General features: G+C 70.8%; 26 protein-coding genes, 1 tRNA gene and 1 other RNA gene. 5 read left to right on the top strand and 23 right to left on the bottom strand.

Annotated elements, in window-relative coordinates; genetic code table 11:
• Nucleotides 1-183: 183 nt before the first annotated feature.
• The 6 genes from ACFQGL_RS27305 to ACFQGL_RS27280 all read right to left on the bottom strand — a co-directional run bounded on the left by ACFQGL_RS27305 (nucleotide 184) and on the right by ACFQGL_RS27280 (nucleotide 6,756).
• A complete protein-coding gene (locus ACFQGL_RS27305; protein WP_377515373.1) occupies nucleotides 184-648 on the bottom strand; it encodes a hypothetical protein in 465 nt (154 codons plus the stop codon).
• A 99-nt stretch (nucleotides 649-747) separates the two neighbouring features.
• Nucleotides 748-2,700 (bottom strand): vWA domain-containing protein, encoded by a 1,953-nt coding sequence (locus ACFQGL_RS27300; RefSeq protein WP_377515371.1) that lies wholly within the window; start codon nucleotides 2,698-2,700, stop codon nucleotides 748-750.
• Between the two features lie 2 nt (nucleotides 2,701-2,702).
• A complete protein-coding gene (locus ACFQGL_RS27295; RefSeq protein ID WP_377515369.1) occupies nucleotides 2,703-4,208 on the bottom strand; it encodes a magnesium chelatase in 1,506 nt (501 codons plus the stop codon).
• 91 nt (nucleotides 4,209-4,299) lie between these two features.
• The gene (locus ACFQGL_RS27290; protein WP_377515368.1) at nucleotides 4,300-4,950 is read right to left on the bottom strand and encodes a response regulator; all 651 of its coding nucleotides are present in this window, start codon (nucleotides 4,948-4,950) and stop codon (nucleotides 4,300-4,302) included.
• Nucleotides 4,947-6,194, bottom strand: a complete 1,248-nt coding sequence (locus tag ACFQGL_RS27285) for a sensor histidine kinase (RefSeq protein WP_377515367.1) — start codon at nucleotides 6,192-6,194, stop codon at nucleotides 4,947-4,949. Before ACFQGL_RS27285 ends, ACFQGL_RS27290 begins: the two co-directional genes overlap by 4 nt.
• A 64-nt stretch (nucleotides 6,195-6,258) precedes the next feature.
• Entirely contained in the window at nucleotides 6,259-6,756 is a 498-nt protein-coding gene (locus ACFQGL_RS27280; RefSeq protein WP_377515366.1) for a hemerythrin domain-containing protein, read from the bottom strand.
• 120 nt (nucleotides 6,757-6,876) lie between these two features.
• Between ACFQGL_RS27280 and mgrA the strand changes: the two genes are divergently transcribed.
• Nucleotides 6,877-7,872: an L-glyceraldehyde 3-phosphate reductase gene (gene mgrA, locus ACFQGL_RS27275; RefSeq protein WP_377515365.1), complete on the top strand. Its 996-nt coding sequence runs from the start codon at nucleotides 6,877-6,879 to the stop codon at nucleotides 7,870-7,872.
• A gap of 25 nt (nucleotides 7,873-7,897) precedes the next feature.
• On the opposite strand, the gene ACFQGL_RS27270 is transcribed toward mgrA, so the two are convergent.
• A complete protein-coding gene (locus ACFQGL_RS27270) occupies nucleotides 7,898-8,818 on the bottom strand; it encodes a lytic polysaccharide monooxygenase auxiliary activity family 9 protein (protein ID WP_377515363.1) in 921 nt (306 codons plus the stop codon).
• A 139-nt stretch (nucleotides 8,819-8,957) separates the two neighbouring features.
• Between ACFQGL_RS27270 and ACFQGL_RS27265 the strand changes: the two genes are divergently transcribed.
• Nucleotides 8,958-9,080, top strand: coding sequence for a 50S ribosomal protein L36 (locus ACFQGL_RS27265; RefSeq protein WP_357071839.1), 123 nt, complete (start codon nucleotides 8,958-8,960; stop codon nucleotides 9,078-9,080).
• Between the two features lie 71 nt (nucleotides 9,081-9,151).
• Here ACFQGL_RS27265 and ACFQGL_RS27260 read toward each other — a convergent pair whose 3' ends face one another.
• Nucleotides 9,152-9,853 carry an SDR family NAD(P)-dependent oxidoreductase gene (locus ACFQGL_RS27260; RefSeq protein ID WP_377515361.1) on the bottom strand — a complete coding sequence of 234 codons (702 nt, stop codon included), beginning with the start codon at nucleotides 9,851-9,853 and terminating at the stop codon, nucleotides 9,152-9,154.
• A 136-nt stretch (nucleotides 9,854-9,989) separates the two neighbouring features.
• On the opposite strand from ACFQGL_RS27260, the gene ACFQGL_RS27255 reads away from it, so the two are divergent.
• Nucleotides 9,990-10,862: a helix-turn-helix domain-containing protein gene (locus tag ACFQGL_RS27255; protein ID WP_377515360.1), complete on the top strand. Its 873-nt coding sequence runs from the start codon at nucleotides 9,990-9,992 to the stop codon at nucleotides 10,860-10,862.
• A 23-nt stretch (nucleotides 10,863-10,885) separates the two neighbouring features.
• Here the strand turns inward: ACFQGL_RS27255 and ACFQGL_RS27250 are convergent, their stop codons facing one another.
• The 3 genes from ACFQGL_RS27250 to ACFQGL_RS27240 all read right to left on the bottom strand — a co-directional run bounded on the left by ACFQGL_RS27250 (nucleotide 10,886) and on the right by ACFQGL_RS27240 (nucleotide 13,030).
• A complete protein-coding gene (locus ACFQGL_RS27250; RefSeq protein ID WP_377515358.1) occupies nucleotides 10,886-11,926 on the bottom strand; it encodes a hypothetical protein in 1,041 nt (346 codons plus the stop codon).
• Complete coding sequence (locus tag ACFQGL_RS27245) at nucleotides 11,923-12,420, bottom strand: SigE family RNA polymerase sigma factor (protein ID WP_377515357.1); 498 nt, start codon at nucleotides 12,418-12,420, stop codon at nucleotides 11,923-11,925. The genes ACFQGL_RS27250 and ACFQGL_RS27245 overlap by 4 nt, the downstream gene beginning before the upstream one ends.
• Before the next feature lie 208 nt (nucleotides 12,421-12,628).
• Entirely contained in the window at nucleotides 12,629-13,030 is a 402-nt protein-coding gene (locus tag ACFQGL_RS27240) for a hypothetical protein (protein ID WP_377515355.1), read from the bottom strand.
• A 273-nt stretch (nucleotides 13,031-13,303) separates the two neighbouring features.
• Between ACFQGL_RS27240 and ACFQGL_RS27235 the strand changes: the two genes are divergently transcribed.
• Nucleotides 13,304-13,699 carry a hypothetical protein gene (locus tag ACFQGL_RS27235; RefSeq protein ID WP_377515354.1) on the top strand — a complete coding sequence of 132 codons (396 nt, stop codon included), beginning with the start codon at nucleotides 13,304-13,306 and terminating at the stop codon, nucleotides 13,697-13,699.
• A 77-nt stretch (nucleotides 13,700-13,776) separates the two neighbouring features.
• Here the strand turns inward: ACFQGL_RS27235 and ACFQGL_RS27230 are convergent.
• Nucleotides 13,777-13,849, bottom strand: a tRNA-Ala gene (locus ACFQGL_RS27230).
• A gap of 89 nt (nucleotides 13,850-13,938) precedes the next feature.
• Nucleotides 13,939-14,529, bottom strand: coding sequence for a YqgE/AlgH family protein (locus tag ACFQGL_RS27225; protein WP_377515353.1), 591 nt, complete (start codon nucleotides 14,527-14,529; stop codon nucleotides 13,939-13,941).
• A 436-nt stretch (nucleotides 14,530-14,965) separates the two neighbouring features.
• Here ACFQGL_RS27225 and mdlC point away from each other — a divergent pair, with 436 nt between their 5' ends.
• The gene (gene mdlC, locus ACFQGL_RS27220) at nucleotides 14,966-16,561 is read left to right on the top strand and encodes a benzoylformate decarboxylase (protein WP_377515351.1); all 1,596 of its coding nucleotides are present in this window, start codon (nucleotides 14,966-14,968) and stop codon (nucleotides 16,559-16,561) included.
• 7 nt (nucleotides 16,562-16,568) lie between these two features.
• On the opposite strand, the gene ACFQGL_RS27215 is transcribed toward mdlC, so the two are convergent.
• The 10 genes from ACFQGL_RS27215 to pruA form a co-directional block, all read right to left on the bottom strand.
• A complete protein-coding gene (locus tag ACFQGL_RS27215; protein WP_377515349.1) occupies nucleotides 16,569-17,522 on the bottom strand; it encodes a hypothetical protein in 954 nt (317 codons plus the stop codon).
• Between the two features lie 54 nt (nucleotides 17,523-17,576).
• A complete protein-coding gene (locus tag ACFQGL_RS27210; RefSeq protein WP_377515347.1) occupies nucleotides 17,577-18,092 on the bottom strand; it encodes a hypothetical protein in 516 nt (171 codons plus the stop codon).
• Nucleotides 18,093-18,222: 130 nt separating this feature from the next.
• A complete protein-coding gene (locus ACFQGL_RS27205) occupies nucleotides 18,223-18,903 on the bottom strand; it encodes a hypothetical protein (protein ID WP_377515345.1) in 681 nt (226 codons plus the stop codon).
• Between the two features lie 245 nt (nucleotides 18,904-19,148).
• Nucleotides 19,149-19,524: a transfer-messenger RNA gene (gene ssrA / locus ACFQGL_RS27200) on the bottom strand.
• Between the two features lie 104 nt (nucleotides 19,525-19,628).
• Nucleotides 19,629-20,108, bottom strand: coding sequence for an SsrA-binding protein SmpB (smpB, locus tag ACFQGL_RS27195; RefSeq protein WP_377515344.1), 480 nt, complete (start codon nucleotides 20,106-20,108; stop codon nucleotides 19,629-19,631).
• A 150-nt stretch (nucleotides 20,109-20,258) separates the two neighbouring features.
• Entirely contained in the window at nucleotides 20,259-21,134 is an 876-nt protein-coding gene (gene ftsX / locus ACFQGL_RS27190; protein WP_377515343.1) for a permease-like cell division protein FtsX, read from the bottom strand.
• Between the two features lie 67 nt (nucleotides 21,135-21,201).
• A complete protein-coding gene (gene ftsE / locus ACFQGL_RS27185) occupies nucleotides 21,202-21,882 on the bottom strand; it encodes a cell division ATP-binding protein FtsE (protein ID WP_328423791.1) in 681 nt (226 codons plus the stop codon).
• A gap of 118 nt (nucleotides 21,883-22,000) precedes the next feature.
• Nucleotides 22,001-23,122 carry a peptide chain release factor 2 gene (prfB, locus tag ACFQGL_RS27180; RefSeq protein WP_377515342.1) on the bottom strand — a complete coding sequence of 374 codons (1,122 nt, stop codon included), beginning with the start codon at nucleotides 23,120-23,122 and terminating at the stop codon, nucleotides 22,001-22,003.
• A gap of 64 nt (nucleotides 23,123-23,186) precedes the next feature.
• The gene (locus ACFQGL_RS27175; RefSeq protein WP_377515341.1) at nucleotides 23,187-23,702 is read right to left on the bottom strand and encodes a PadR family transcriptional regulator; all 516 of its coding nucleotides are present in this window, start codon (nucleotides 23,700-23,702) and stop codon (nucleotides 23,187-23,189) included.
• A 185-nt stretch (nucleotides 23,703-23,887) separates the two neighbouring features.
• Nucleotides 23,888-25,516: an L-glutamate gamma-semialdehyde dehydrogenase gene (gene pruA / locus ACFQGL_RS27170; protein ID WP_377515340.1), complete on the bottom strand. Its 1,629-nt coding sequence runs from the start codon at nucleotides 25,514-25,516 to the stop codon at nucleotides 23,888-23,890.
• Nucleotides 25,517-25,811: the final 295 nt, after the last annotated feature.

Genomic DNA, 25,811 nt, shown 5'->3' with positions numbered 1-25,811 from the left:
GTGGGCTTTGCGCGCCGGGGTGGGGCTTTCCGCGCTGGCCGAAGGCGACCGCCGCAGTGAGCGGTATACCTGTGAGTCATATTTATGACCCACAGGTATACGGCCCGATGGGACGGGTTGCCCGGCGTCGCGCCACGCCGTGCCGCTCCGAACGGCCGGGGCGGCCGGGACGGCCGGGACGGCTCAGGGGCGGAGCGCCTGGAGCTCGACCTGGTGTTTGGGCAGGTGGACCCGGGTGTGCAGGTCCAGGGTGCGGGACCAGGGCAGGGACTCGTCGACGACGAGGTCGAAGCCCTCGCGCAGGTGAGTTTCGACCGGGGTCTGCGCCGCCAGGCCGAGCCGGTCGACCAGACGGCACAGCTTCTCGCTGGTGCCGTGCAGCAGCTCGGTCAGGCCACGGATGCCGCCCTGCTCGACGACCAGCGCGTCGAGCTGCGGCCGATGGATGTCGTCCAGGTCGTAGTAGGCGAACGTGGACCCGGCCAACAACGCCTCGGTGGCCTGGATCATCAGCTCGTCGTTGGCGATGAGGTGCGCGACGATCTGCTCGGCGCTGAGCTGTTCCTCCCCGGTCGGCGCGGCGAATCCCCCCGCGTCGATCTCGCCGAGAACCGCCCCGTACGCCCGCCGCAAACCCCCACTCTCCACGCCCTCAGTCAACCCCGGCCCTACCCCGCCGCGCCCCGCCACCCGCATCGATCATGGACGTGAGGTGCCCGTTTCACCCGGAAGAGCGGCCTCTCTGGGTCAGCGGCGGGACTGGCGGGTGCGGAGGTAGTCGGAGACCACGTACTCGCCAAGGTCGTCGGTGTCCGGGGTGAACACCCGGCCGCGGCTGCGTCGGGCCACCGCGTCGATGAAGCGGCGCAGGCCCGGATCGTCGCCGAGCATGAACAGGTTGAGCGTGGCGCCGTACCGGCTGAGCCGGTCCACCTCGCGGACGGTCGCCTCGATCGTCTCCGGCAGGGGTGGCCAGTTGAACAGCGCCTCCCCGTCGTCCGGATCCAAGTGGGCGGTCGGCTCCCCGTCGGTGACCACGAGCACCACCGGCTCGGCGTCCGGATGCCGTCGCAGGTGCCGCCCGGCCAGCCGCAGCGCGTGCTGCAGGTTGGTGCCCTGTTCCATGTCCGGCTCCGCCCCGGCCAGCTCGGCCTGGCTGAGTGTCATCGCCGTCCGACCGAAGCCGACGATCTGCAGGGCGTCCTGCGGGAAACGGGTCTCCATCAGGTGCGCCAGCGCCAGCGCGGTCTGCTTCATCGGACCCCAGCGGCCCTGCGAGATCATCGAGTAGGAGAGGTCGACGCAGAGCACCACCGCCGCGGAGGACCGCTTCTCGGTGTCCACCACCTCGAAGTCGTCCGCCGCGAGCTGCAACGGCACGGTCGGCCCAGCCCGGCGTACGGCCCGGGTGAGCGTGCGGACGACGTCCAGGGGCTGTTCGTCGCCGTACTCCCAGGGGCGGGACGCACCGCTGACCTCGCCGGCGGCACCCGCCAAACGCAGGTCGTGCTGACCGCGCGGGCCGGCGGTCAGCTCGTTGAAGACCCTCCGCAGTGCGGTCCCGCCGAGCCGACGCAGCGCCTTCGGGCTGAGCGTAAGGCCATCGGCGTCACGGGCCACCCAGCCCTGCCGCCGCAGCTCCCGCTCCAGCTCGCGCAGCCGCCGGACGTCGTCGGCGGCGTCCCGGCCCAGCGTACGGGCCACCGCGTCGACGTCGACATCGTCCAGAGTGGCCCCGGGGTGCTCCTGGTCGAGCTGGTCCAGCAGGTCGTCCAGCTCGCCGATCTCGCCCAGCGCGCCGGCCGCGTCGGCGTAGTCCAGCGGCTGATCGCCCCGGACCCGCTCGCCGCGCCCCCACCGCAGATCCGGTCGCAGCGCCCTCAGGTTGGCGTCGAGCGCGGACAGCTCGCCGGCCAGCCGGTCGCCGAGCGACTGCTGCATGAGCCCGGCAAGCTCGGCGCGCTGCCGCTCGGAGAGCGAGTTCATCAGCCGCTCCCCGGCCGCCGAACGGCGGGCCAGCACGTCGATCAGCTCGTCGACGGTCTCCGGCCGCTCCGGGAAGAAGTCGCCGTGCCGCCGCATGAACTCGGCGAACGCGTCGGTGGTGTCCTCCGCGCGGGCGTGCCGGGCCAGCAGGTCGTTCAGGTCGCGCATCATCTCGGCGAGCTGCTGCTGCGCGGCCGGGTCGGCGGAGGCGCGTACCGCGTCGCGCAGCCCGGCGAAGCGCTGACCCAGCACGTCGTCGCGGAGCTGGTCGAGAATCTGCTGGTACGACCGGCGGGCGTCCGCGCTGGCCCATTGGTAGTTGGCCAGCTCCTCCACCGCCCGCGCGGTGGAGCGGGGCAGATTGTCCAGCACCGACTCGGCGAACCGCGCCGCGTCGTCGTCGCGGCCCCGCAACTCGTCGAGCTCGGCGGCGAGCGCCTGGTCGAGCAGTGCCCGAGCCCGGGTCACCGCGCCATCCAGATCGCCCCGCCGCAGCGCCTCCCGGCGCAGTCGTCGGGCCCGGGCGGCCAGGTCGTCCAGACCGCCACGCCCCTGTGGGCCACGGCGCAGCAGGTCGCGCAGCGAGTCGCGCAGGCTGCCACCGGCCAGCACCTCGGCGCCGACCGCGTCCACTGCCTCACGCACGTCGTACGGGGGCGCGAGCGGATCGGGACCGCCGCGCCACTGCCCGTACCGGAAACGGTTGCCGGCCACGGTCAGCTCCGGCCGCCGTAGACGGTGCGCCCGGTGTCGGTGACGTCCTTGCCGAGCCGGCGGGTCAGGTGCAGCCCCTCCAGGACGAATTCGACGCCAGCCGCGGCCTCCTCCGGGCTGGGCGCGTCGCCCAGACCGAGCCGGTCGAGGACCTTGGCCAGCCCCGGCACCGTGCCCACCTGGCGCAGCAGCTCGGTGGCACTGACCAACTCGCCGGTCTCGATCGCGGCGCCGTCCTGCACGAGGCTGGTGAAGCCGGACAGGTCCAGCCCGGCCAGGCGTGCCCGGAACGTCTCGGCGGTCGCGGTACGCAGCAGGTGGGCGAGAATCTCGATCTCCCGCCCCTCCTCGCCGCTCTCAAACTCGACCTTGCCGCGCAGCGTGCTGGTCACCGACACCGCGTCGCCAACCCGAGCCACCGCCGCCTCCGATGCAAGGAAGGGCCCCCTGTTACCGCCTGCTGTAGTAAAAGGGTCCCCTCCTAACACCTCGCTCGACGCGGCGAGCAGGCCCGCTCGGCGCAGCGCGGCACCCGCGACCGTCTCGGCGGCGGCGATCGCGAACCGGGCGGAGACGCCGGAACGCGGGTCCACCGACGGCGACTCGCGTACCGCGCGGGCGAAGCGGGCGAGGACCTCCAGCACGTGCTCCGGCACCTCGGCGACCAGATCGGCCTCCTGCCGGATCAGGGCCAGCTCCAGTTCCAGATCGACCGGGTAGTGGGTACGGATCTCCGCGCCGAACCGGTCCTTGAGCGGGGTGATGATCCGGCCCCGGTTGGTGTAGTCCTCCGGGTTGGCGCTGGCCACCAGGAGCAGGTCCAGCGGCAGCCGCAGCTGGTAGCCGCGGACCTGAATGTCCCGCTCCTCCAGCACGTTGAGCAGCGCCACCTGGATCCGCTCGGCCAGGTCGGGGAGTTCGTTGACGGCGAAGATGCCCCGGTTGGTACGGGGAACCAACCCGAAGTGGATGGTCTCCGGGTCGCCGAGGGTGCGGCCCTGGGCGATCCGGATCGGGTCGACATCGCCGATCAGGTCGCCGACGCTGGTGTCCGGCGTGGCCAGCTTCTCGCCGTAGCGCATCGAGCGGTGCAGCCAACCGACCGGCTGGTCGTCGCCGGCCTCGGCGACCTGGGCACGGGAGGCCGGGGTGAGCGGGTGCAGGGGATGCTCGTTGAGCACCGAGCCGGGGATGACGGGGGTCCACTCGTCGAGCAGCGCGCCGAGCGCGCGGATCAGCCGCGTCTTGCCCTGGCCGCGCTCGCCGAGCAGCACCATGTCGTGCCCGGCGAGCAGTGCCCGCTCCACCTCGGGCAGGACGGTGTCGTCGTAGCCGACGATGCCCGGGAAGCGGGGCTCGCCGGTGCGCATCCGGGCGAGGAGGTTTTCGCGGATTTCCTGCTTGACGGTGCGGTACTGGTGACCGGCCGCCCGAAGCGCGCCGAGCGTGCCGGGCAGGTCGGCCGGTGGAACCGGGATTACCGGGGTAGGCGCAGTCACCCGCCCCACGCTAGCTCAGGTTAGAAAGGGGCCCCAGTACAACGGGAAACGATAGGAAGGGTCCCTTCCTTACGGCGGCCGGCGGCCGGCGGCCGGCGGCTCAGCCGGACGGGGTGACGAAGCCGGACTCGTAGGCGGCGATGACGGCCTGGGTGCGATCGCGGACGCCCAGTTTGGCCAGCACGTTGCCGACGTGCGTCTTTACCGTCTCCACCCCGACCACCAGCTGCGCGGCGATCTCCGGGTTGGACCGGCCGGTGGTCATCAGCCGCAGCACCTCGGCCTCCCGCTCGGTGAGCCGGGCCGCCCGCAGTCGGTCGCCGCCCGCCGGCCCGTACGCCCCGACCAGCTGTCGGATCGCGGCGGGGAAGAGCAGCGACTCCCCCGCCGCGACCACCCGGATCGCCTCCACCACCTCGGCCGGCCGGGCCCGTTTGAGCAGGAAGCCGGACGCTCCGGCGCGCAGCGCCTCGTAGACGTACTCGTCGTTGGCGAAAGTCGTGACGACCAGCACCCGGGGTGGGTCGGCGGAGGTGGCCAGCAGGTGCCGGGTGGCCTGGATGCCGTCGATGCCGGGCATCCGCACGTCCATCAGCACCACCGCCGGCCGATGCCGGGCGACCAGCGGTGGCACCTCGGCGCCGTCGGCCGCCTCGGCGAGCACCCGCAGGTCGGGCTGGGCCTCGATGATGGCCCGCAGCCCGACGCGGATCAGCTCGTCGTCGTCGACGATGAGCACTCCGATGGTCATCGTCCGTCCTCGTACGGCAGTCGGGCCCGGATCAGCCAGCGGTCGCCGTCCGGTCCCACGGTGAGCCGGCCACCGAGCAGCAGCACCCGTTCCCGCATTCCGTCCAGGCCCCGCCCGCCCCGGCCCGGGTCGGCCGGCTCGGGATGCTCCACCGCGTTGATCAGCTCCAGCTCCAGTGCGTCGGGGTGCAGGTCCAGCCGCAGCGTCACCGGCCCTCGGCCGTACCGGGCGGCGTTGGTCAGCCCCTCCTGCACGATCCGGTAGCCCTCCCGGGAGACCGCCGCGGGCACTCGCGCCGGGTCGCCAGCGCGCTGCGCGTGCACCGCCAGCCCGGCATCGCGGGCGTCGGTGACCAGCCGGTCCAGGTCGGCGAGGGTACGCTGCGGCGCCACCGAAGGCCGATCGCCTCCGGTCTCGCGGAGCAGCCCGAGCACGTGGTCCAGTTCGTCCATCGCGGTCCGCCCGACGTCCTCGATGGCGGTCAGCGCCCGCCGGACGAACGCCGGATCGGTGTCCAGCACCTCGCGGGCGGCACCGGCCTGGAGGGTGGCCACGGTCAGCGCGTGGCCGACCGAGTCGTGCAGTTCCCGGGCCAGCCGGTTGCGTTCGGCGAGCCGGGTGGCCTGCGCCTCCAGTGCGGCGATGCGCTCGGCGGGGGCCGGGCCGAGCAGCACCGGCGCCATCGACCCGGCGAGCGCACCGAGCCCGGCGACGGCGTACCCGAGGCCGACCAGCAGGGCCATCCCGGCCACCGTCAGCCAGCCGCTGTCCCGCCCGTCCAGCGGCCCGAACCGTTCCCGGCTGGTCAGCTCCGCGCCGATGCCGAACTGCTGGGCGATGAAGGCGAGCGCCATCGGCACGGCGGTGATCAGGGCGACCATCACCAGAGCGCCGATGATGAGATGGGTGGCGATCCAGAGCGCGCTGCGCAGCCGGGTCTCCCGGTCGCCGTGGTGTCCCGGTGTCGGCTCCGGCAGGTCGACGCCGAGCAGCGCCCGTACGGCGGCGATCTCCAGGGCTCGGCTGCCGTCCAGCAGCAGCGGCACCACGGCGATCAGCAGCGCGATCACCAGCAGGGCGTACACCAGTGGGCGGGGGACCTCCGAGCCGTCGAGCAGCAGTTGGGTGAAGGTCACCCCGAGCAGCCCGTACGGCAGTGCCAGCACACCACCCAGCAGCAGGAACACGCCGCGCCGCCAGGTGCTGCCGGCGACCAGCGGGGCGAGCGCCGCTCGTGGGGTCACCCCGTCATTCTGCTGCCGTGGCCGTCCCCTGCGACTCCCCCGCAGCGGGGAGATCGAGCAGCGCTCAGCGGTGGTCGGCGACGTACTCCTGCGGGTCCTTGTCCCGGAACGGCAGGTTGCGCCCGTTCTTGTGCTCGCCATAGAAGGTCAGCCAGCGCTGGCCCAGCTCGGCCCGCAGCTCGAAACCGGCATGCCGGCGGAAGTCGGGCAGCGCCTCGTCCTCCTCCTCGGCCAGGTGCTCGCTGTTCTCCCGGCGGGCCGTGCCGACCGCCTTCCACCACTGGTCCGAGCCGACCGGGTGCAGCTTCGACTCGGCGATGGCGTCGCGGATCTTGTTGTGGTCGCCGATCGCGTCCTCGGTCTCGTCCTCACCGTCGTCGCCGTGCTTCACCAGGTGCGGGTAGAGGATCGCCTCCTCCGCCTCGGCGTGGATGTCCAGGTGCAGGGCGAGCGCATCCCAGATGGCCAGCAACTCCTGCTCGTCACGGGCGTCGTCCAGGCGGGCGAAGCCACGCCGGAAGGCGGCGTGGTCGTCCAGGATCAGTGCGGTGATGTCGTCCACTGTGCTCACTTTCCTGTCGAGCCGGCCAACCGGGCGCGCAGCAGGTGCATGGCCTCGAAACTACCCCGATGTCCGGGTTCGCAAGCCTGATCCCGCCTTCCACGGAGCGGAGCTAGGCTCATGATCGTGACCTACCTCGCCGCGGATGACCGCTACGACACCATGACCTACCGGCGCAGCGGCCGCAGTGGCCTACGGCTGCCCGCCGTCTCCCTCGGCCTGTGGCACAACTTCGGCCCGGACCGCCCGTTCGAACGGCAGCGCGACATCGTCCGACGCGCCTTCGACCTGGGAGTCACCCACTTCGACCTGGCCAACAACTACGGCCCGCCGCCCGGTGCCGCCGAGGAGAACTTCGGCCGGCTGCTCGCCACCGACCTCAAGCCGTACCGGGACGAGCTGATCATCTCCAGCAAGGCCGGCTATCTGATGTGGCCCGGCCCGTACGGCGAGTGGGGCTCGCGCAAGAACCTGGTCTCCTCGCTGGACCAGTCGCTGCGCCGGATGGGGCTGGACTACGTCGACATCTTCTACTCGCACCGCTTCGACCCGGAGACCCCGCTGGAGGAGACGATGGGCGCGCTGGACGCCATCGTCCGCTCCGGCAAGGCGCTCTACGTCGGCATCTCCAACTACAACTCCGAGCAGACCGCCCGCGCCGCCGCGATCCTCCGCGAGCTGGGTACGCCGCTGCTGATCAACCAGCCGTCGTACTCGATGCTCAACCGGTGGACCGAGGCCGACGGCCTGCTGGACACCCTGGAGCAGGTCGGCGCCGGCTGCATCGCGTACAGCCCGCTGGCCCAGGGCCTGCTGACCGACCGCTACCTGGGTGGCATCCCGGCCGACTCGCGGGTGCGTACCAGCGTCTTCCTCAACGAGAGCGACCTCAGCGAGGAGAAGATGGCCACCATCCGTGGGCTCGGCGCGGTCGCCGAGGGGCGCGGGCAGTCCCTGGCCCAGCTCGCGCTGGCCTGGGCGCTGCGCGATCCGCGGATGACCAGCCTGATCATCGGGGCGAGCAGCGTGGAGCAGTTGGAGACCAACATCGCCGCGCTGGGCAACCTGGACTTCACCGCCGAGGAGTTGGCCGAGATCGACCGGCACCTGGGCTGATCCCATGGGCCACGGGCGGGCCGGGTCACCAGATCCGGCGCCGCCCGGCCCGGTGGTTGCGCACCTCGCACTCCCGGCCGACCGGCCCGCCGCTGGTCCGTCGCAGCCGGCCCGCGCCGAGCAGCAGCGCCAGGACCAGCACGGCACCGGCGCCGGCCAGCAGCGGCCACCGGTCACCGAGGTTGGTCACCGACGCCACCGGCACGCCGGGGTCGGCCTCCGCCGCCACCGCCGGGTCGGTGGCGGCCGGCCTACTCGCGGCGGTACGCGGTGCAGCCGACGCGCCCTTCGTCGGAGCGGCCTTGGTCGGCCCGCTGCCACCTCGCGTGGACCGGAACAGCACGTCGGAGCAGGAGTAGTAGGTGTCCGGGGTGCTGGAGTTCTGCCAGATCGTATAGATGAGGTGCCGGCCGTCACGGCCCGTCGGCAGTCGACCCGGCAACTGGTACGCCCCGGCCCGTACCGGCGGATCGGTCATCGTCAGGAACGGGCGCGTCTCCAGGTCGGCCCAGGTCAGCGGCTCACGGGGGTTGTAGCCGGCCTTGGTGACATAGAGCCGGAAGGTGCCCCGGTGTTCGATGGTGGTGCGGTACTTGAAGGTGAACCTCGCGCCCGTGGTCAGCCCGGTGGTCGGCCAGTCGGTCCGGGGCAGGTCCAGCCCCCGGTACGCGGAGAGGCCGCCGCTGCACAACTCACCGTCCGGGATCCGTTCCCGGTCTCTACCGTTGATCGCGGCGACCCGCACGTTGTCCCATTCGCGTACCGCCGCCCCGGCCTCGACCGCCGCCCGGCAGGCGCTGCTGGCCGCGTACCGGCCCGCTGGTCCGCAGGCCGCGGCCCGGCTGACCGGGTCGGTCGGTGCGCCGTGCGCGGCGGCCGGCGCGGCGGTGAGCGGCACGGTCGCGACGGCGACCAGCACGGCGGCGAGCACTCGGCGCACGGTCATGGCTTGACCTCCCGCGCAGTGGTACGGGCGCGGGGCGGCAAAGGTTCGACGGCCGGGTGGCCGGGAATCGTGGCGCCGGCCTCGGCGTTTCGATAGTCGGTACGGATAGAGGCCAAACCCCCAGGCCAAGGAGGCAGACATGAAGGTACGTACCTCGTTGCGTGCTCTGAAGCAGAAGCCGGGTTCGGTGGTGGTCCGCCGTCGTGGCCGGGTGGTCGTGGTGAACCGCGCGAACCCGCAGTGGAAGAGCCGCCAGGGCTAAACAGCCCTTACCGGACATAAGTCGAAAACGCCCCGACCGGATCTCTTCGGCCGGGGCGTTTCGCGTTGGAGCTACCAGGGCAGTTGTCCATCGCGGTCGGTGAAGGTCCCGGTGGGGCCATCCGCGCCGATGGTCGCCATCCGCACGATCACGTCGACGCCCTCCTGCACACTCTGGATCCCGGGGCCGCTCATCCCGTGCAGCTCCGTCGCGGTGAAGCCCGGCTCGACGGCATTGACCCGGACGTCCGGCAGGCCCTTGGCGTACTGCACGGTGAGCATGTGCAGCGCGGCCTTCGAGGCCGCGTAGATCGGCACCGGGTACTTCGACTCGGTGCGCGCCGGGTCGGTGACCACGCCGAACGAGCCGAGACCGGTGCCGATGTTGACGATCACCGGCGCGGCGGACGCCTGTAGCAGTGGCAGGAACGCGGTCGTCACCCGTACGGCCCCGAAGACGTTCACCTCGAAGACGGCCGTCAACTGGGCGACCGTGACGTCCTGCGGCGGCACCATTCCCTCGAAGATGCCGGCGTTGTTGATCAGCACGTCGAGCCGGCCCTCGCGTCGGGTGATTTCGGCCGCCGCCGCCGTGACCGAGTCGTCGTCGGTGACGTCGAGTTGCACGAACTGCGCGCCGAGCTGCTCGGCGACCGCCCGACCCGATGCCGCGTCGCGGGCGCCGAGGTAGACGGTGTGGCCGAGCTCGACGAGGCGACGGACGGTCTCCCGGCCGAGGCCTCGGTTACCTCCGGTGACGAGCGTGGTGGTCATGGAATCCCCGATTTCCGGTCGTAATGGCGTCGTTGGTTCGAGTATTCGCCGGTCACGGCCGCGGTGTCGGTGCCCCCGTCATCCTGGTAGCGAGAGGGCCAGTCACCGGCGGGCCAGCGGACCTACCGTGGGTGACATGGATGGCAGCAACCCACTCGGCGACTTCCTCCGCGCCCGGCGAGAGCTGGTCCGGCCCGAGGAGGTGGGCATCGGCGCCGGCGCCGGCCTGCGGCGGGTTCCGGGCCTGCGGCGCGAGGAGGTCGCCCTGCTGGCCGGTATCAGCTCGGACTACTATCTACGGCTTGAGCAGGGCCGGGATCGCAACCCGTCGGTGCAGGTCCTGGAGGCGCTCGCCCGGGTCCTGCGGCTGGATCCTGACGCGACGGCCCACCTGATCCGGCTGGGCCAGGGGCAGGGCGCCCGCCGGTCGACCCGCTCCCGGATTTCGCCGCCGGCCCGGGTGCCGGTGAGCATCCGGCAGCTCATCGACGGGTGGCCCAGCAATCCCGCGTACGTGCAGACCCGGTTCTACGACGTGGTCGCCGTGAACACCCTGGCGGCGGCGCTTTCGCCGAACTACCGGACCGGCGTCAACCTGCTGGAGGCGGTGTTCCTCGACCCGGCGGAGCAGACTCTCCGCCGGGACTGGGACGACATGACCGAGGAGGGGGTCGCCAGCCTGCGCGCCCACACCGGGCCGGCGGTCAACGACTCACGGCTGACACAGCTGGTCGGCGAGCTGTCCGTGCGCAGTGAACGGTTCCGGCGGCTGTGGGCACGGCATGACGTCCACCCGCAGCGGGGCCACCTCGTGCGGCTGACCCATCCGCAGGTCGGCGACATCGAACTCCAGTCGAACAAGCTCACCATCGGTGGTGCCGACGGCCTCATCCTGGTCGTCTTCCACGCCGAGCCCGGGACCCGGAACGCCGAACTGCTCGCCATCCTGGGCAGCCTCACGGCGGCTGCCCAGCCGACACCACAGGAGGACCCCCGCTCGGCCGGCTGAGCACCGTGCCGAGGGGCACGCCGCTACCCGCCCGTACCTGCTCCGTCCGGGATGAGGACGACCTGCCAGGCTCCGGTGACGTACTCGGGAACGATCTCGATAGCCACCGGATCGCCAGGGTGCAGGTCGAGGCCGAACTCGCGTTTCCACGCGCCGTCCTTGTCGCCGTACATCCCGTGGCCATTCATCGCGTAGTCCCACCACTCACCGACCTTCACCTCCACCCCATCGACGCGCAGGTGCAGGAGGCCCGGCGTCTGGGCGAGCATCTCGATCGAGTCCATCGTCTTCCAGGTCACGGTCCGCCGGACAGCGCGCATCGGGTCGGCCGGGTCCGACCGGATGATGACGGCGTCCGGACACAGCGCCTCGGTGCAGCCGGCCGGGAGCATCTGGTGCAGCGACGCGAGTGCGGTCGGCCGCGCCGGCAGCGGATACCGGTCGAACGGGATCCGCTCGCCGATCGCGATCCCGAACGTACCGGCGTCCGGGATCGGCGCGTCGACGTCGCCCGTCTCCGCGGACCGCCGTGCGCCGGTGACCGTCAGGACGAACGTGGTGGGCCTGCCGACGGCGACGTCCCGCCCGTCCCACCGGGACGGCCGGAGGGCACCGCCGCAGGTGCCCTCGACGAAGTCGTGGCCGTTGACACTCAACGCGATCTTGAGCACAACGCCGTCTCCCGTGCCGCCGCAGCGATCGAAGACGATGAGGTCGAGGGTGGTCGGCACGATCGTCACCTCGACGCGACGGTCCGGCAGCGCGGCGGACTTCGCGGCCACGACGCGTGCGCCGTTGGCGTACTCCGGAAATCCCTCGATGGTGCGTACCTGCGGCGGGCCGTCCACCGGCGGGGTGACGTCGCCGCGGAGCCCGGGCAGGACGGCGGCCGTGGCGACGCCGGCCAGGACGACCAGCGCGCAGGTCGTCCAGGTCGCGATCCGTCGGCGCCGGCGCGCGACCACCTTGGCCCGTACGCCGTGCAGCCGTAGGTGGTGCATGACGTGCTCCGCCGGGTCCTCGGAACGCTCGTCGAGCATCTGCTGGAAGTCGGTCAGATTCATCGCAGCACCCCTTCCGGCATCAGCGTCTGGTCCAGACGGAGCTTGGCCAGTGCCCGGCTGGCCTGACTCTTGACGGTGCCGACCGAGCAGCCGAGGGTTTCGGAGATCTCGAACTCCGAGAGGTCCTCGAAGTAGCGCAGGACCAGCACGGCGCGCTGGCGGCGGGGCAGGCGGCCCAGGGCCCGCCACAGGCGGTCCCGATCATCGACGCCGGCATTCGGATCAGCCTCGACGGCGGTCTCCGGTAGATCCGCGGTGGGCAACTCACCCCGCCACCTGCGCCGCCAGGACGAGGCGTACGCGTTGACGATGATCCGGCGCACGTACGGTTCCGGGTCACCGTCGATGCGTCGCCACGCCTCCCACGCCCGCGCCAGAGCGGTCTGCAGCAGGTCCTCGGCCAGCGCCCACTCGCCGGTGAGCAGGAACGCGGTACGCAGCAGCCGCGGCGAGCGGGTCACGACGAAATCGTCGAAGCCCTCCGGTATGACCATGCGCACGCCCCTTCGTCCAGTCCGTCGCAAGGTAGTACCGGCTGTGGTCGAGAAAGGTTGCACGGTGCACCACGCGGGTGCTGGCTGGTCTGTTGAGCAACGCAGCGCCCGGCAGGCAGGGCGTCTCTCGATCGCCCGTCGACCTGCCGGGGCTTCGTCACATCGGGTCAGCGCACGATCGGCGTAACCGCCGTATAGCGGCTTTGCCTTATTCGCTGAAATACTTCATCGGGGAGCAGGGGCCGGGCGAGGTATCCCCCGAACCGTCCACCGAGCACACCTTCATCGCATAGAAGTTCGTCCCCCAGACATCGTATTGCATCTGGGTATAGGTGCCCGTCCCGCTGCCGTTGTATTTGCTCATGACCAGCGTGTAGTCGTTACCCGTCCAGGAATACAGGTATCCACGGACGCCGTGCCCGTCGGACAACTTGTCGTGAACCCGAAAGTAGTCGCCGTCATCGACGTGCTGCATGCTGGCGACCGCGGTCTGGCTGTTCACGAGGGAGACCCACGTGTCAGCGGCGAACGCGGGCGTGCTTGTGCCCACGACGGCGATGGATGCCGCGACGCCAGCGGCGGCGGCACGAACAGACCAACTCTTTGACACTACTTTCCACCTATCATTCCAAACCGCCATTCTGGCGGACGAGTGCTTGGAACGTAGGGGTCGAAACTGCGGACGCACAACGGGGAACGGGCCTTCTTGAGCTTGATTTGAGCTTTCGGGCCTGCGCCGGAAATGCTCCCTCACGTAGATGACTGTCGTTCCGAGACACTCCTGAACCGGAAATTATGTGGAGGCGGCCCACCGAAACGGCAGGGGACGGCATCGCGAGCGGTCCCGTCGTACGGTGTGTCCACTGCCGAGAGGAGGAGTCCCGTGATCCGTGGCCCCATGTCGGAGGATCCGGAGTTCCGACCCGTCTCCCTGCCCGACAACTACCCGGGCACCACGACGTCGGCGGTGCGGGTTCTGCCGGTGCGCCTCGGCGGACGGACCATCGGCTACCTCTGGGCAGCCGTCACCGACGACGCGGCGGGTTTCGTGGAACGCCCCGACGCCGGCCACGTTGGGCTGAACGCCGGGATCGGCTGGGTGCAGCGCATCCGCTGGGCCAGGGCCAACCAGGTGCGTCCGCTACAGCTGCTGCGGCACTGGGCCGGCAAGCCGGAGCACGCGAAGGCCGGGTTGGTGCCGGACGTCGCCGTGCAGGAGGTGCCGAGCCTGGCGGAGCTACGGGCCCACGCCCAGAGGCCTGCGGCGCGGCAGCCGTGAGGGCAGTTGGATCAACTGAAACAGGCCGGTCGACGACCCCTCAGGGAGGGATGCCGACCGGCCTGTTGCCACAAGGGTGGAGCCGAGGGGACTCGAACCCCTGACCCCCACACTGCCAGTGTGGTGCGCTACCAGCTGCGCCACGGCCCCTTGCTGTTGCCCCCGGTTGCCCGGGCACTGGGAAACTATACACATCCCGGCCGGCATGGTCATCTCGCGGGGGTCCCGGCCGGGCCGGGTCAGTTGAGCGCCACGTCGGGCGGGAAATGGGCCACCGCGGCCATCATCCCGCCCTGCCGACGCAGCACCATCGGCCACAGGTCGTCCGGCCGGTCGACGAAGGCGTCACCGGGCAGAGCGTCCAGCACGAACCAGGAGCCGTCGGCGATCTCCTGCTCCAACTGCCCGCTGCCCCAACCGGAGTAGCCGGCGAAGACCCGGATGCCGCCGATGCTCTCCCGCAGCCGCTCCGGGTCGATCGAGAGGTCGATCGTGCCGACCGCCCCGGAGACCTGGTGGAAGCCCTTGAGCCGACGCAGCGGGTGCCGCATCCGAGCCAGGCAGATGGCCGAGTCGGGCTGCACCGGGCCACCCTCGAAGAGCACCGCCGGGTCACGGGCCAGGTCACTCCAGTCGCCGAGCACCTCGGCGACCGGCACCTCGGTGGCCCGGTTCAGCACCACGCCGAGCGCGCCGCCCGGCTCGTGGGCGACCAGCAGCACCACCGTACGGTCGAAGTTCGGGTCCTTGAGCGCCGGAGTCGCGACCACCAGCCGCCCGGTCATCGACTCCATCGCCCGTCCGCCGATCGCCTGGCCCTCTCCCTGCATGCACACACACCCGTCAACCGTGAGCCCGCGCCGGAGCTCCGTCACCCGCCGAATCCGCGCGGTGCACCGGGATCAGCCGCGCTGTCAACGCCATGCCTGGCACCATAGCCTGCGTCCCGGGCGCTGGCTAAGGTCTGACCGGCGGGTGATCGGTCAGTTGCGGCTGCGGGTCGATGACATCGACGGAGTTCCCCGCAGTGGTCGGTGGGCCAGCCCCGCACAACACCGAGATCCCGACAAACTGCCCTGACCTGGGCGGAAGCTCGCAAGGCGGGGCCGGCGGGCTACGGGGCAACAGCATCGGGCGGGTCGACATTGTCATAGACAGCCGCGAAACGCCCGAAAGGTCTCTCGCATCCCGATAGATTCGGCAGGTCGGCAGGCGACCTCGCCCCGGCAGCCCGCAGCGCGCGCCGCGACACGGAGGTAGGTGGCGATGGCAACGGTCCGGGACGCGACCTACGACGTGCTCCGCACCCTCGGCATGACCACCATCTTCGGCAACCCCGGCTCCACCGAGGAACCGTTCCTGCAGGACTTCCCGGCTGACTTCCACTACGTGCACGCGCTGCACGAGGCGACCGCGGTCGCGATGGCCGACGGTTACGCCCAGGCCGCCGGCACACCCGCGCACGTCAACCTGCACACGGCACCGGGCACCGGCAACGGAATGGGCAACCTGGTCACCGCCTGGCACAACAAGACCCCACTGATCGTCACCGCCGGCCAACAGACGCGGGAGATGCTGCTGCTCGAACCCCGACTGACCAGCCGTCGAGCCACCGAACTTCCCCAGCCGTACGTCAAGTGGAGTTACGAACCGGCCCGGGCGCAGGACATTCCGGCGGCGGTGCTGCGGGCGTACGCGACCGCAGCGCAGCCACCGGCCGGGCCGGTCTTCCTGTCCCTGCCGATGGACGACTGGGCCCAGCCGGCCGGCCCGCCACCCGCACCGCGCTCGGTGGCCACCCGCTACGCGCCGGACCCGCAACGGCTGGACGAGTTCGCCCGGGTGCTGGCCGGCAGCCGCAACCCGGTGCTGGTGTTGGGGCCGGGCGTGGACCGGGCCGGGAGTTGGTCGACCGCGGTCGCGTTGGCCGAGCGGCTGGCCGCACCGGTCTGGTCGGCCCCCGCCCCGGAGCGCGGGGTGTTTCCGGAGGACCACCCATCCTTTCGCGGGGTGCTGCCGTTCGCGATCGGGCCGCTTGCCGAGTCGCTGAGCGGGCACGACACGGTGCTGGTGATCGGCGCCCCGGTGTTCCGCTACTACCCGTACGTGCCGGGCGAGCACCTTCCTGCCGGCGCCCGGCTGTTGCACGTCACGGACGACCCGGACGAGGCCGCCCGGGCCCCGGTCGGGGACAGCCTGCTCGGCGACCCCGGCCTCACCCTGGCCGCGCTGGTCACTCTGGTGCCGGTGGCCGACCGACCAGCGCCGGCACCCCGGGCCGCGTTGGCACCGCCGGAGGTCACCGCGCCGTTGAGCGCCGACGCCCTGTTCGCCGCGCTGGCCGGCAACTGGCCGGCGGACGGGGTGCTGGTCCAGGAGTCACCGTCCAACCTGTCCGCACTGCGCCGTCGCCTGCGGATCAACCGTCCGGCGTCGTACTTCACGATGGCCAGCGGTGGTCTCGGCTACGGTCTGCCGGCCGCGATCGGGGTCGCGCTGGCCGAGCGGGACACCGGACGCGGCCGGCCGGTGGTGGCGGTGGTCGGCGACGGCTCGTTCCACTACTCGGTCCAGGCGCTGTGGACCGCCGCGCGGCTGAGGCTGCCGGTGGTGGTGATCGTCCCGGTCAACCAGCAGTACGCGATCCTCAAGGCGTTCGCCGAGCTGAAGGAGACGCCCGGGGTGCCGGGGCTGGACCTGCCGGGGCTGGACATCATGGCGATCGCGGCGGGCTACGGCTGCGCCACCGAGGTGGTGGAGACACCCGACCAGCTCGGCGCGGCGCTCGCCGCCGGGCTGCGCGCCGACCGTCCCACCGTGCTGCCGGTGCCGATCAGCACCGAGGTGCCCAGCATCCTCTAATCGGCGGTCAGCGCGGGGCGATCGACAGCGGGGTACCCGTCGAGACGTTCAGCACCGGTCGGGCGCCCAGCGGCGCGGCCAGGGTGACAGTGACCGGTTCCAGCTTGAGCAGGTCGATGCAGACGCCGGTGGATCGGGTGACGCTGCCGCCGACCACCACCGCGTCCGGAGTTTCCCGCACCAGCGGGGTGATCCCGGTGTCGCAGGCACCGACGCCGAGCCGGACGGTCAGCCGGGCACCGTCCACCGAGACGAGGTCCTGGGCGGTCACCAGCCCGTCCGGCAGCGGACGGGCCGGAGCGCTCGGCTCGGGGACCGGACTGACCGCCGTCGGTGCGACGGCGAGCCGGGCCACCGGGCTGGCCAGCTCCTTGACCGTGAACAGCCAGGCCGGGACCTGCGCCTCGCCTCGGCTGGTGCGTACCGGCACGGAGCCGAGCGTGACGCCGGTGATGGTGAGCGGAAGGCAGGCGGTCTGCGGTGCGCTGCTGACCGCGCCGTCCGGTCCCGGTTCGACGGTGGGGCCGGGGGTGGGCAGCCCGGGCCGCTTCGGCCGCCCCGGGCAGGGCAGCGGGTCGCCCTCGTGGAGTTGGTGGTACGCCTCGACCGCGTTGACCAACGGCAGGGTCAGCGTGCCGTCCGGGAACCGGATCTCCGCACCGACCCGGGTGGGCGGGATCGCGACCTGCGCGCGGTACCAACCCGCACGGAAGGCCGCCTCGGTGTCCTGGGTGAAGCCCGAGTCGCCGGTGAGTACGGTCGGCCCCTGCAACGGGACGTACCCGGTGCGCCAGGCCGAGTCGGGCCGCCACGCCTCGGCGACCTCGACGGCCCGCTGGTCGAACGCGGCCCGCCGATCGGACGAAGCGGTGGGCCCGGCGGACGGGCCGGCACCCGTCGGCGCGCAGGCCACCGCGAGCACCAGCAGGGGCAGGGCGAGCAGCAGGACCGGTCGACGCATGGCGGTTCGACGTACCCGCCGACTCTCCGGTTCCTCGCCCGCGCGACGGCCGGCTCAGGTCTCGCCACCCAGATCCGTCTGGTACGCCTGCCAGAGCAGGTCGGCACCGCGCCGTCGATGCCGAGCCAACGTCCGCAGCAGGTGACCGGCACGGTGTCGCAGCTCGTCGGCGCTGGCCTCGGGCTGCTCGGCGACCCGCTGCACGGCCAGGATCGCGGCGACGATGGCAGCGTGGTCCCGGGTCAGCAGCCGGACCCCGTACCCGAGCCGGGGCGAGTGGGTGAGCAGCTCCCGGTAAAGACCGGCGGGACCTTCGGTGACCTGGACGTGCTCGGCGAAGGCCCGCCCGACCGGACGTAGCCGCAGCAACACGCGTTCGCGCCACCGCGGCTCGGTCGCCGCGACGGCGAGCGCACGGGCGAGCGCGTGCACGTCTCCGGCGAGCCCGGCCGGGCGCGGGTCACCGGGCAGCCCGGCCGGGTACGGGTCGGCGGGGAGACCGACCGGATGCGGACGCGCGGCGGGCGGCCGGGTGACGGGTGACGGCTGCTGGACCGGACCGGTGACCATGGCACCTCCCGCACTGCGCGACTACCGCATACCGCGATGGTGAACCTGTGCGTACGCCCTGTCCAGGGGCCTGGACCGGCTCATCTGCACCATCCGCCCCAAACACCCCGCCGGCCCCACACCACCCGGTTCAGGCACCCAGCGGACGCTCCGCCCGGCGGCGCAGTTGGTCGGCGACGGCGTGCGCGTCGCCGTCGCGCCCGTCCACCGGCCGGCCCGTCGTGATGGCATCGGCCAGCGCCTGCAGCTCGGACGGGGGCAGGCTGGCCAGCCCCATGCCGCGCAGTCCGATGGTGACCCGCCGCCCACTCTCCGGGGCGGTCGCGATGATGCTCGGCGTCCGCGGTCCGGCCGCCGGGGAGTCATCCCAGTCCCCGCGATCCGGCCCCGCGCCAGCGTCGATCCGGGCGGTGGCGAGGTCGACGGTACGGGTACGGAGGGCACCCCGTACCCGCACCCGGCTGCCGTCCAGCCAAGCGGCCGTACGGAGCACCCGCAGCACGAGGTAGACGCCGAGCAGGACGAACGGCAGGCCGCACAGCCCGATGAACGGACCAGGGCCGGCCTGGTCCCAGCCGCCACCTGAATCCCGCAGCCCGGGCGGCAACATCCCCGGCGGCAGGTCACGAGCCTCCTCATAGGAGGGGAACGCGTCACCCGGACCGGCCAGCCGGCGCATCAGCCCGCCGGCGATCAGGGGCAGCACCACGAACGCCGCACCAACGGCCGCGATGAGGACGCCGGCCACCACCGCCACCGTGCGCTGGCCGGGTGACGCGCCCACCGACAGGCGAAGTTCCTGGTTGGTCACAGGGGGCAGCGTAGGCCAGCCGGGCCGTGGTACCTGGTCCCACGTCGGCCCGACAGGTCCGCTGATCACTTGATGCTCAGCGGTTCAGGACCGGTCCTGGCAGCTGCTCAGCACCCAGTGATCTCGGCAGCGCCGGGGCGTCTCGTGGCCGGCTGACCGAGGACGGGACGAGCGCGCCGGAGATGGCTCGACGGGCGGGAACGACGAAGCGCCCCGGCCGGTTCGCCGGGGCGCTTCGCTCGAGGTGGTGGAGGTGCCGGGAATCGAACCCGGGTCCTTCGCCGGTTTGTCAGGGCTTCTCCGAGCGCAGCTCGCTATGCCTCTACTCGGCCCCACCGCTCACGCGAGCAAGTTGGTGTGACGGGCCCAGTCGCTGATTAATCTCGCCGCACGGACCCCGCGACCGGGTCCGGTTGGCCAGCCCTCTAACTGATGCCGGCGACTGGGACGAAGGCGTTCCCAGACCGACAGACTTAGCTACTCGCCTCAGGCGGCGAGAGCGAAGTCAGCGCGAGTGTTCTTGGCGCTTATAAGTTTCCGACGACCGATTCTCGAGACGACGTCGGCTTCCTCGGCTCGCTTCCCCTGTCGCTGCGTACGAAGTCGAAACCAGTCACCCCCTCGACAGGCCACCGATGTGGCGGCACTGACAAGACTAACGCCTGCCGCAACGGGTTTCATCCCGAGCCCCGGGTCGGCACGCCGGCCGGGACAAACGCGACAAATCAGTCGTCCATCCCCTTGCCGCGCCGGCCGGAGGCCCGGGCGATCTCCCGGTCCGCGTCCCGCTTGGCGAGGTCCTGACGCTTGTCGTACGACTTCTTGCCCTTGGCCAGGGCGATCTCGACCTTGGCCCAGCCGTCCGAGAAGTAGACCTGCAACGGGACGATGGTCAGCCCGCCCTCGCGGGTCTTGCCAAGCAGCCGGTCGATCTCTCCCCGGTTGAGCAGCAGCTTGCGCGTACGCCGAGGCTCGTGGTTGGTCCAGGTGCCCTGGGTGTACTCGGGGATGTGCATCGCGTGCAGGAACAACTCGCCGTCGCGCTCCTGCGCGAACGCGTCCACCAGCGACGCCCGCCCGGCCCGCAGGGACTTGACCTCGGTGCCGGTCAGCGCCATGCCCGCCTCGTACGTGTCGAGGATCGCGTAGTCGTGGCGCGCCTTCTTGTTGGAGGCGACCACCTTGCGCCCCTTTTCCCGTGGCATCGGCGCCACCCCCTCTCCTTGGTGTCCGTGGCCGGGGTCACCCCGGCCGGACAACCGATCATGCTACCCGAATGACAAGGACCCTCCCGCGCCGTTTATTTCCGGCTGCGGGAGGGTCCTCGGGAGACCACGGGACGACCCGTGCGGTGCCTAGACCCGCAGGTAGAAGCGCAGCGTGATCCAGGCGGTGCCGGCGCTGACCAGGCCACCGACGCCAGCCATCAGCGGGAAGATGAACAGGATGTCACCCCAGCTGATCGGCGAGAGCAGACCCTGCAACGCGCTCAGCGACCCGTCGAAGAGCAGATACTTCGCCGCGACCAGGGCAACCAGGCCGAGCAGCGAGCCGATCAGGCCGGCCACCACGGCCTCCAGCACGAACGGCGCCTGGATGAACCAGTTGGACGCGCCGACCAGCTTCATGACCGCCACCTCGCGCCGCTTGCTGTACGCGGCCACCTGAATGGTGTTGGCGACCAGCAGCAGGGCGGCGATCGCCATCACGATGGCGGCGGCCAGGGCGATGTTCTGGATCGCGGTGAGGATGTTGAAGATCTTGTCGAGCAGTCGACTCTGGTCGACGATCTCGTCGACACCCTCGGTGGCCTTGTACTGGTCGTAGATGTTCTTGTACTGCTCAGGGTTGTTGAGCGTGATCCGGAACGACTCGGGCAGCTGGTCCGGCTTCACCGCGTTCACCAGGTCCGGCGCGTCCTGGTACATCGCCTTGAAGCGCTCGTACGCCTCGGCCTTGTCGACGTAGAGGACCTCCTTCACCAGGGGGTCGCCCTTCAGCCTTCCATCCAGGTCGGTGCGCTGTTGCTCGCTCACGTCCTGCTTCAAGAAGATCGAGACCTGGATGTTCTTGTAGTAGAGGTCCTTCATGTCGTCGACCTGGCGGTACATGAGACCGCTGGCGCCGAGCATGGTCAGCGAGACCGCCATCGTGATGATCATGGCGATGGACATGGTCACGTTGCGCCACAGTCCGACCAGTACCTCGGACAGGACGTATTTCACGCGCATCGGGGTTTCCTCCGGGTCTCCGGCATGAGGTGTTCGTCGTCAGGCTGCGCAGGGGTGAAACGCCGGCTCACCCGTAAACGCCGCGGGCCTGGTCACGCACGATGCGACCGCTCTCAATCTCAACGACGCGGCGGCGCATCTGGTTCACGATGTTGGAGTCGTGGGTGACCATCACGACGGTCGTGCCGGTGCGGTTGATCCGGTCCAGCAGGCGCATGATCTCGATCGAGGTGTCCGGGTCCAGGTTTCCGGTGGGCTCGTCCGCCAGCAGGATCAGTGGACGGTTCACGAACGCCCGGGCGACCGCGACTCGCTGCTGCTCACCGCCGGAGAGCTCGTGCGGGTAGCGATGCTCCTTGCCACCGAGCCCGACCAGCTCCAGCACCTCGGGCACGACCCGGCGGGCGACCGCCTTGGTCTTGCCGATCACCTCAAGGGCGAACGCCACGTTCTCGTACGCGGTGCGGTTCGGCAGCAACCGGAAGTCCTGGAAGACGCAGCCGATCGAACGCCGGAAGTGGGGTCGCTTCCAGGAGCGCATCGAGGTGACGTCCTTGCTGTTGACGATGACCCGCCCCTTGTTGGGAGCGACCTCGTGCAGCAGCATCTTGATGATCGTGGACTTGCCGGAGCCGGATGGACCGATGAAGAAGACGAACTCGCCCTTCTCGATCGAGACGGACACGTTGTCGAGCGAAGGCCGGGACGCCTTCGGGTACGTCTTCGTCACTTGCTCAAGCTGAATCACGGGTCGTGAGTCTACGCGGTGTAACGACAGAGCCAAGCCCCACGCCCCGCAGATACGGCGCGCGTCCTCAATTCAGGCATCTACCAGGAGATCGACGACGCGCTCCGCCCACGCGTCGTTACGCACCGTCGCCGGCGAGTTGCCGCTGCTTACGCCAGCGGATGCCAGCCTCGATGAAACCGTCCAACTCGCCATCAAAGACGGCGCTCGGATTGCCGGTCTCCTGCTCGGTTCGGAGATCCTTCACCATCTGATACGGGTGCAGGACGTAGGAGCGCATCTGGTCGCCCCACGAGCCGGCCGCGTTCTCCTTGAGCCCCTCCAGCTTGGCCTGTTCCTCCTGGCGCTTGCGCTCCAGCAGGCGGGCCTGGAGCACCCGCAGCGCGGAGGCCTTGTTCTGCAGCTGGGACTTCTCGTTCTGACAGGTCACCACGATGCCGGTCGGGATGTGGGTGAGCCGGACCGCCGAGTCGGTGGTGTTGACGCTCTGCCCACCCGGGCCGGAGGAGCGGTAGACGTCGACCCGTACCTCGTTCTCCGGGATGTCGATGTGGTCGGTCTGCTCGGTGACCGGCAGGACCTCCACACCCGCGAAGCTGGTCTGCCGGCGGCCCTGGTTGTCGAACGGGCTGATCCGGACCAACCGGTGGGTCCCCGACTCGACGCTGAGCGTGCCGTACGCGTAGGGCACCTTGACCGCGAAGGTGGCCGACTTCAGGCCCGCCTCTTCCGCGTACGAGGTGTCGTAGACCTCGGTCGGGTAGCCGTGCCGCTCGGCCCAGCGCAGGTACATCCGCAGCAGCATCTCGGCGAAGTCCGCCGCGTCCACGCCACCCGCGCCGGCCCGGATGGCGACCAGCGCCTCCCGGGAGTCGTACTCGCCGGAGAGCAGGGTGCGGACCTCCATCTCCTGGATGGCCTTGGTCAGACCGGTGATCTCCGATTCGACCTCGGTGAGCACACCCGGGTCGGACTCGGCCTCGGCCAGCTCCAGCAGCACCTGGGCGTCGTCGAGACCGGAGCGCAGGCTGCCCAGCTTGCTGATCTCGCCGTTCACGTACGACAGCTGAGAGGTCACCTGCTGAGCCTTGGCCTGGTCATCCCACAGATCGGGGGCGGAAGCCTCCTGCTCCAGCCGGGCCTTGTCCTCGTGCAGCCGGTCGAGGTTGAGGACGGCCTCGATGTTTCGCAGGGTGGCGTCGAGAACCTTGAGCTGTTCGGCGTAATCGGCAGCGGTCACGACAGATAAGCGTACTGTGCCGCGGGCGGAGCAGCTCGTTCCCTATGGGCGAACCCGCCGGAGGTCACCCGACAGGGCTGGACTTCAGCCAGGACAGAGCCGCCCGGTGGTAGGCGACGGCGAACTCCAGCGCGCTCGCGTCGTACGTCTCGCCGTCCCGTTTGGCGTTCTTGACCTGCTCCCGCACCTGCGCGAGGGCCTCGGTGTGGTATTCGTTGGCGGAGGCGTACAGGCTCTTCAGCTGGCTGGCGGAGTGCAGGTTACCGAAGGCCATCCGGAGCGCTATCGGGTTGCGGATGGTGTCCCGCCCCGGGTTCTCCGCCAACCATCGGGTAAATGTCCGTTTTCCGCTGGCGGTGAGCGCGTACGGCTGGCTCATCCGCGGCCCCGGCTTGCCGAGCCGCACGAAACCCCGCTCGGCCAGCACCGGCAACTCGCGGTAGACCTGACTGCGTGTCATCGACCAGTACGGCGCCAGCCGGCGCTCAGCGGCGGCCATCAATTGGCCGCCTGTCATGGGACCCTCATGGAGCAGCCCGAGCAGGGCCGCCGCCGTGGGGTTGACTCCAGAATCCGCCATGGCCATTACGCTGCCACTTTGCGCCCTCGGCGTCCAGGATTTGGCAGTTTGCCACCCGACAGGACTTCCAATGTGCACTGTCGGCGACAGACTGTCCGTTGAGGACTATCGATGGATTGCCCGTTAGGAGGGGTCCCTTGCTATGCGCTAGGCGTTAGCAAGGGACCCCTCCTTCGGGTGAACCCTCAGCCCATGTGGGGGTACGTGTGGTCGGTCGGCGGGACGAAGGTCTCCTTGATCGTCCGCGGCGACACCCAACGGACCAGGTTGAGCCAGGAGCCCGCCTTGTCGTTGGTGCCGCTGGCCCGGGCGCCGCCGAAGGGCTGCTGCCCGACCACCGCGCCGGTCGGCTTGTCGTTGATGTAGAAGTTGCCTGCCGCGTACCGCATCCGCTCACCGACCGCGTCGATCACCCGGCGGTCGGTGGCGAACACCGACCCGGTCAGCGCGTACGGAGCGATCGACTCGGCCTGCGCGACCACCTCGTCGAAGCGGGCGTCGTCGAACACGTGCACGCCCAGGATCGGCCCGAAGTACTCGGTCGTGAACGTCTCGTGCGCGGCGTCGGTGCACTCGAAGAGCGTCGGCCGGACGAAGTAGCCGACCGAGTCGTCGGCGGTGCCTCCGGCCAGGACCCGGCAGGTGTCGTCGCCGGCGATCAACTCCAGCGCCGCGGTGTGCCGGGCGAACGCCTTGTCGTCGATCACCGCGCCACCGAAGTTGCCGAAGTCGGCGACATCGCCGTAGGTCAGCGAGTCGGTGGTGGCGGCCAGCCGGTCACGCAGCCCGCCCTCCCAGAGCGAGCGGGGCACGTACGCCCGCGAGGCCGCCGAGCACTTCTGGCCCTGGTACTCGTACGCGCCACGGATCAGCGCGGTGTGCAGGGCGTCCACGTCGGCGCTGGTGTGCGCGACCACGAAGTCCTTGCCGCCGGTCTCCCCGACCAGCCGCGGGTAGCCCCGGTAACGGGCGATGTTGTCACCGACGGTCCGCCAGAGCTGCTGGAAGACCTTCGTCGAGCCGGTGAAGTGGATGCCGGCCAGGTCCGGGTCGGCGAGTACGACGTCGGAGACCTCCTCGCCCCGGCCGGTGACCATGTTGATCACGCCGGGCGGCAGGCCGGCGGCCTCGAACAGCCGCATGGTGAAGTGCGCGGCGAACTGCTGGGTCGGGCCCGGCTTCCAGATCACCGTGTTGCCCAGCAGGGCCGGCGCCGAGGGCAGGTTGCCGGCGATGGCGGTGAAGTTGAACGGGGTGACCGCGTAGACGAAGCCCTCCAGCGGCCGGTGGTCGAAGCGGTTCCAGACCCCGGGCGAGGAGCTCGGCTGCTCCTCGAGCAGACGCCGGGCGAAGTGCACGTTGAACCGGAGGAAGTCGATGAACTCGCAGGCCGCGTCGATCTCGGCCTGGATGGCGGTCTTCGACTGGCCGAGCATGGTGGCGGCGTTGAGGGTGTCCCGCCAGGGGCCGGCGAGCAGCTCGGCGGCGCGCAAGAAGATCGCGGCGCGCTCCTCGAACGGCAGCGCCCGCCACATCGGGGCGGCGTCCTTGGCCGCCTTGATCGCGCCGCGGGCGTCGTCGTGGGTGGCGTGCGCGGTCACGCCCAGCACATGCGCGTGCTTGTGCGGCTGCACCACGTTGATCGAATCACCGGCGGCCATCCGCGCCTCACCACCGATGGTCATCGGCAGGTCGATGCGCTCGGCGGCGAGCTCGGTCAGCCGCCGCTGGAGCCGGTCCCGGTCGGGGCTGCCCGGCTCGTAGTTGCGAACCGGCTCGTTGCGCGGCTCGGGTACGGAGAACACGGCGTCCATCAAGGCTCCTGGCGATCTCGACAGCTGTGGCGAAACCGGACCCGCTGGCACCGACCGGACGGCCGGACACCGGACGCCGCACGGTAGGGCCGAGCAGCGGCGGGACCTCCCGCGATTCTTCCATGCGGGGGTCCGGGCCTCACCTGCACCACCACCTCGCCGCGAAGGACCGCCCCACCCCTTTCCTCCTTACCGGTCGGGTCCGCGGCGGGCAGCCCGGCCGGCCATCGGTCACCCGTCGGCCCGGGGCCGGCCGGCCGTACCGGCCGCGGTCGTCCCGGGGCGGCGGAGAACC

The sequence above is a fragment of the Micromonospora vulcania genome, assembly GCF_042658605.1.
In the GTDB taxonomy this organism is placed as follows: Bacteria; Actinomycetota; Actinomycetes; order Mycobacteriales; family Micromonosporaceae; genus Micromonospora; species Micromonospora vulcania.
Note: the sequence above shows the minus strand (reverse complement) of the source record. Positions and strands in the feature narration are given on the sequence as shown.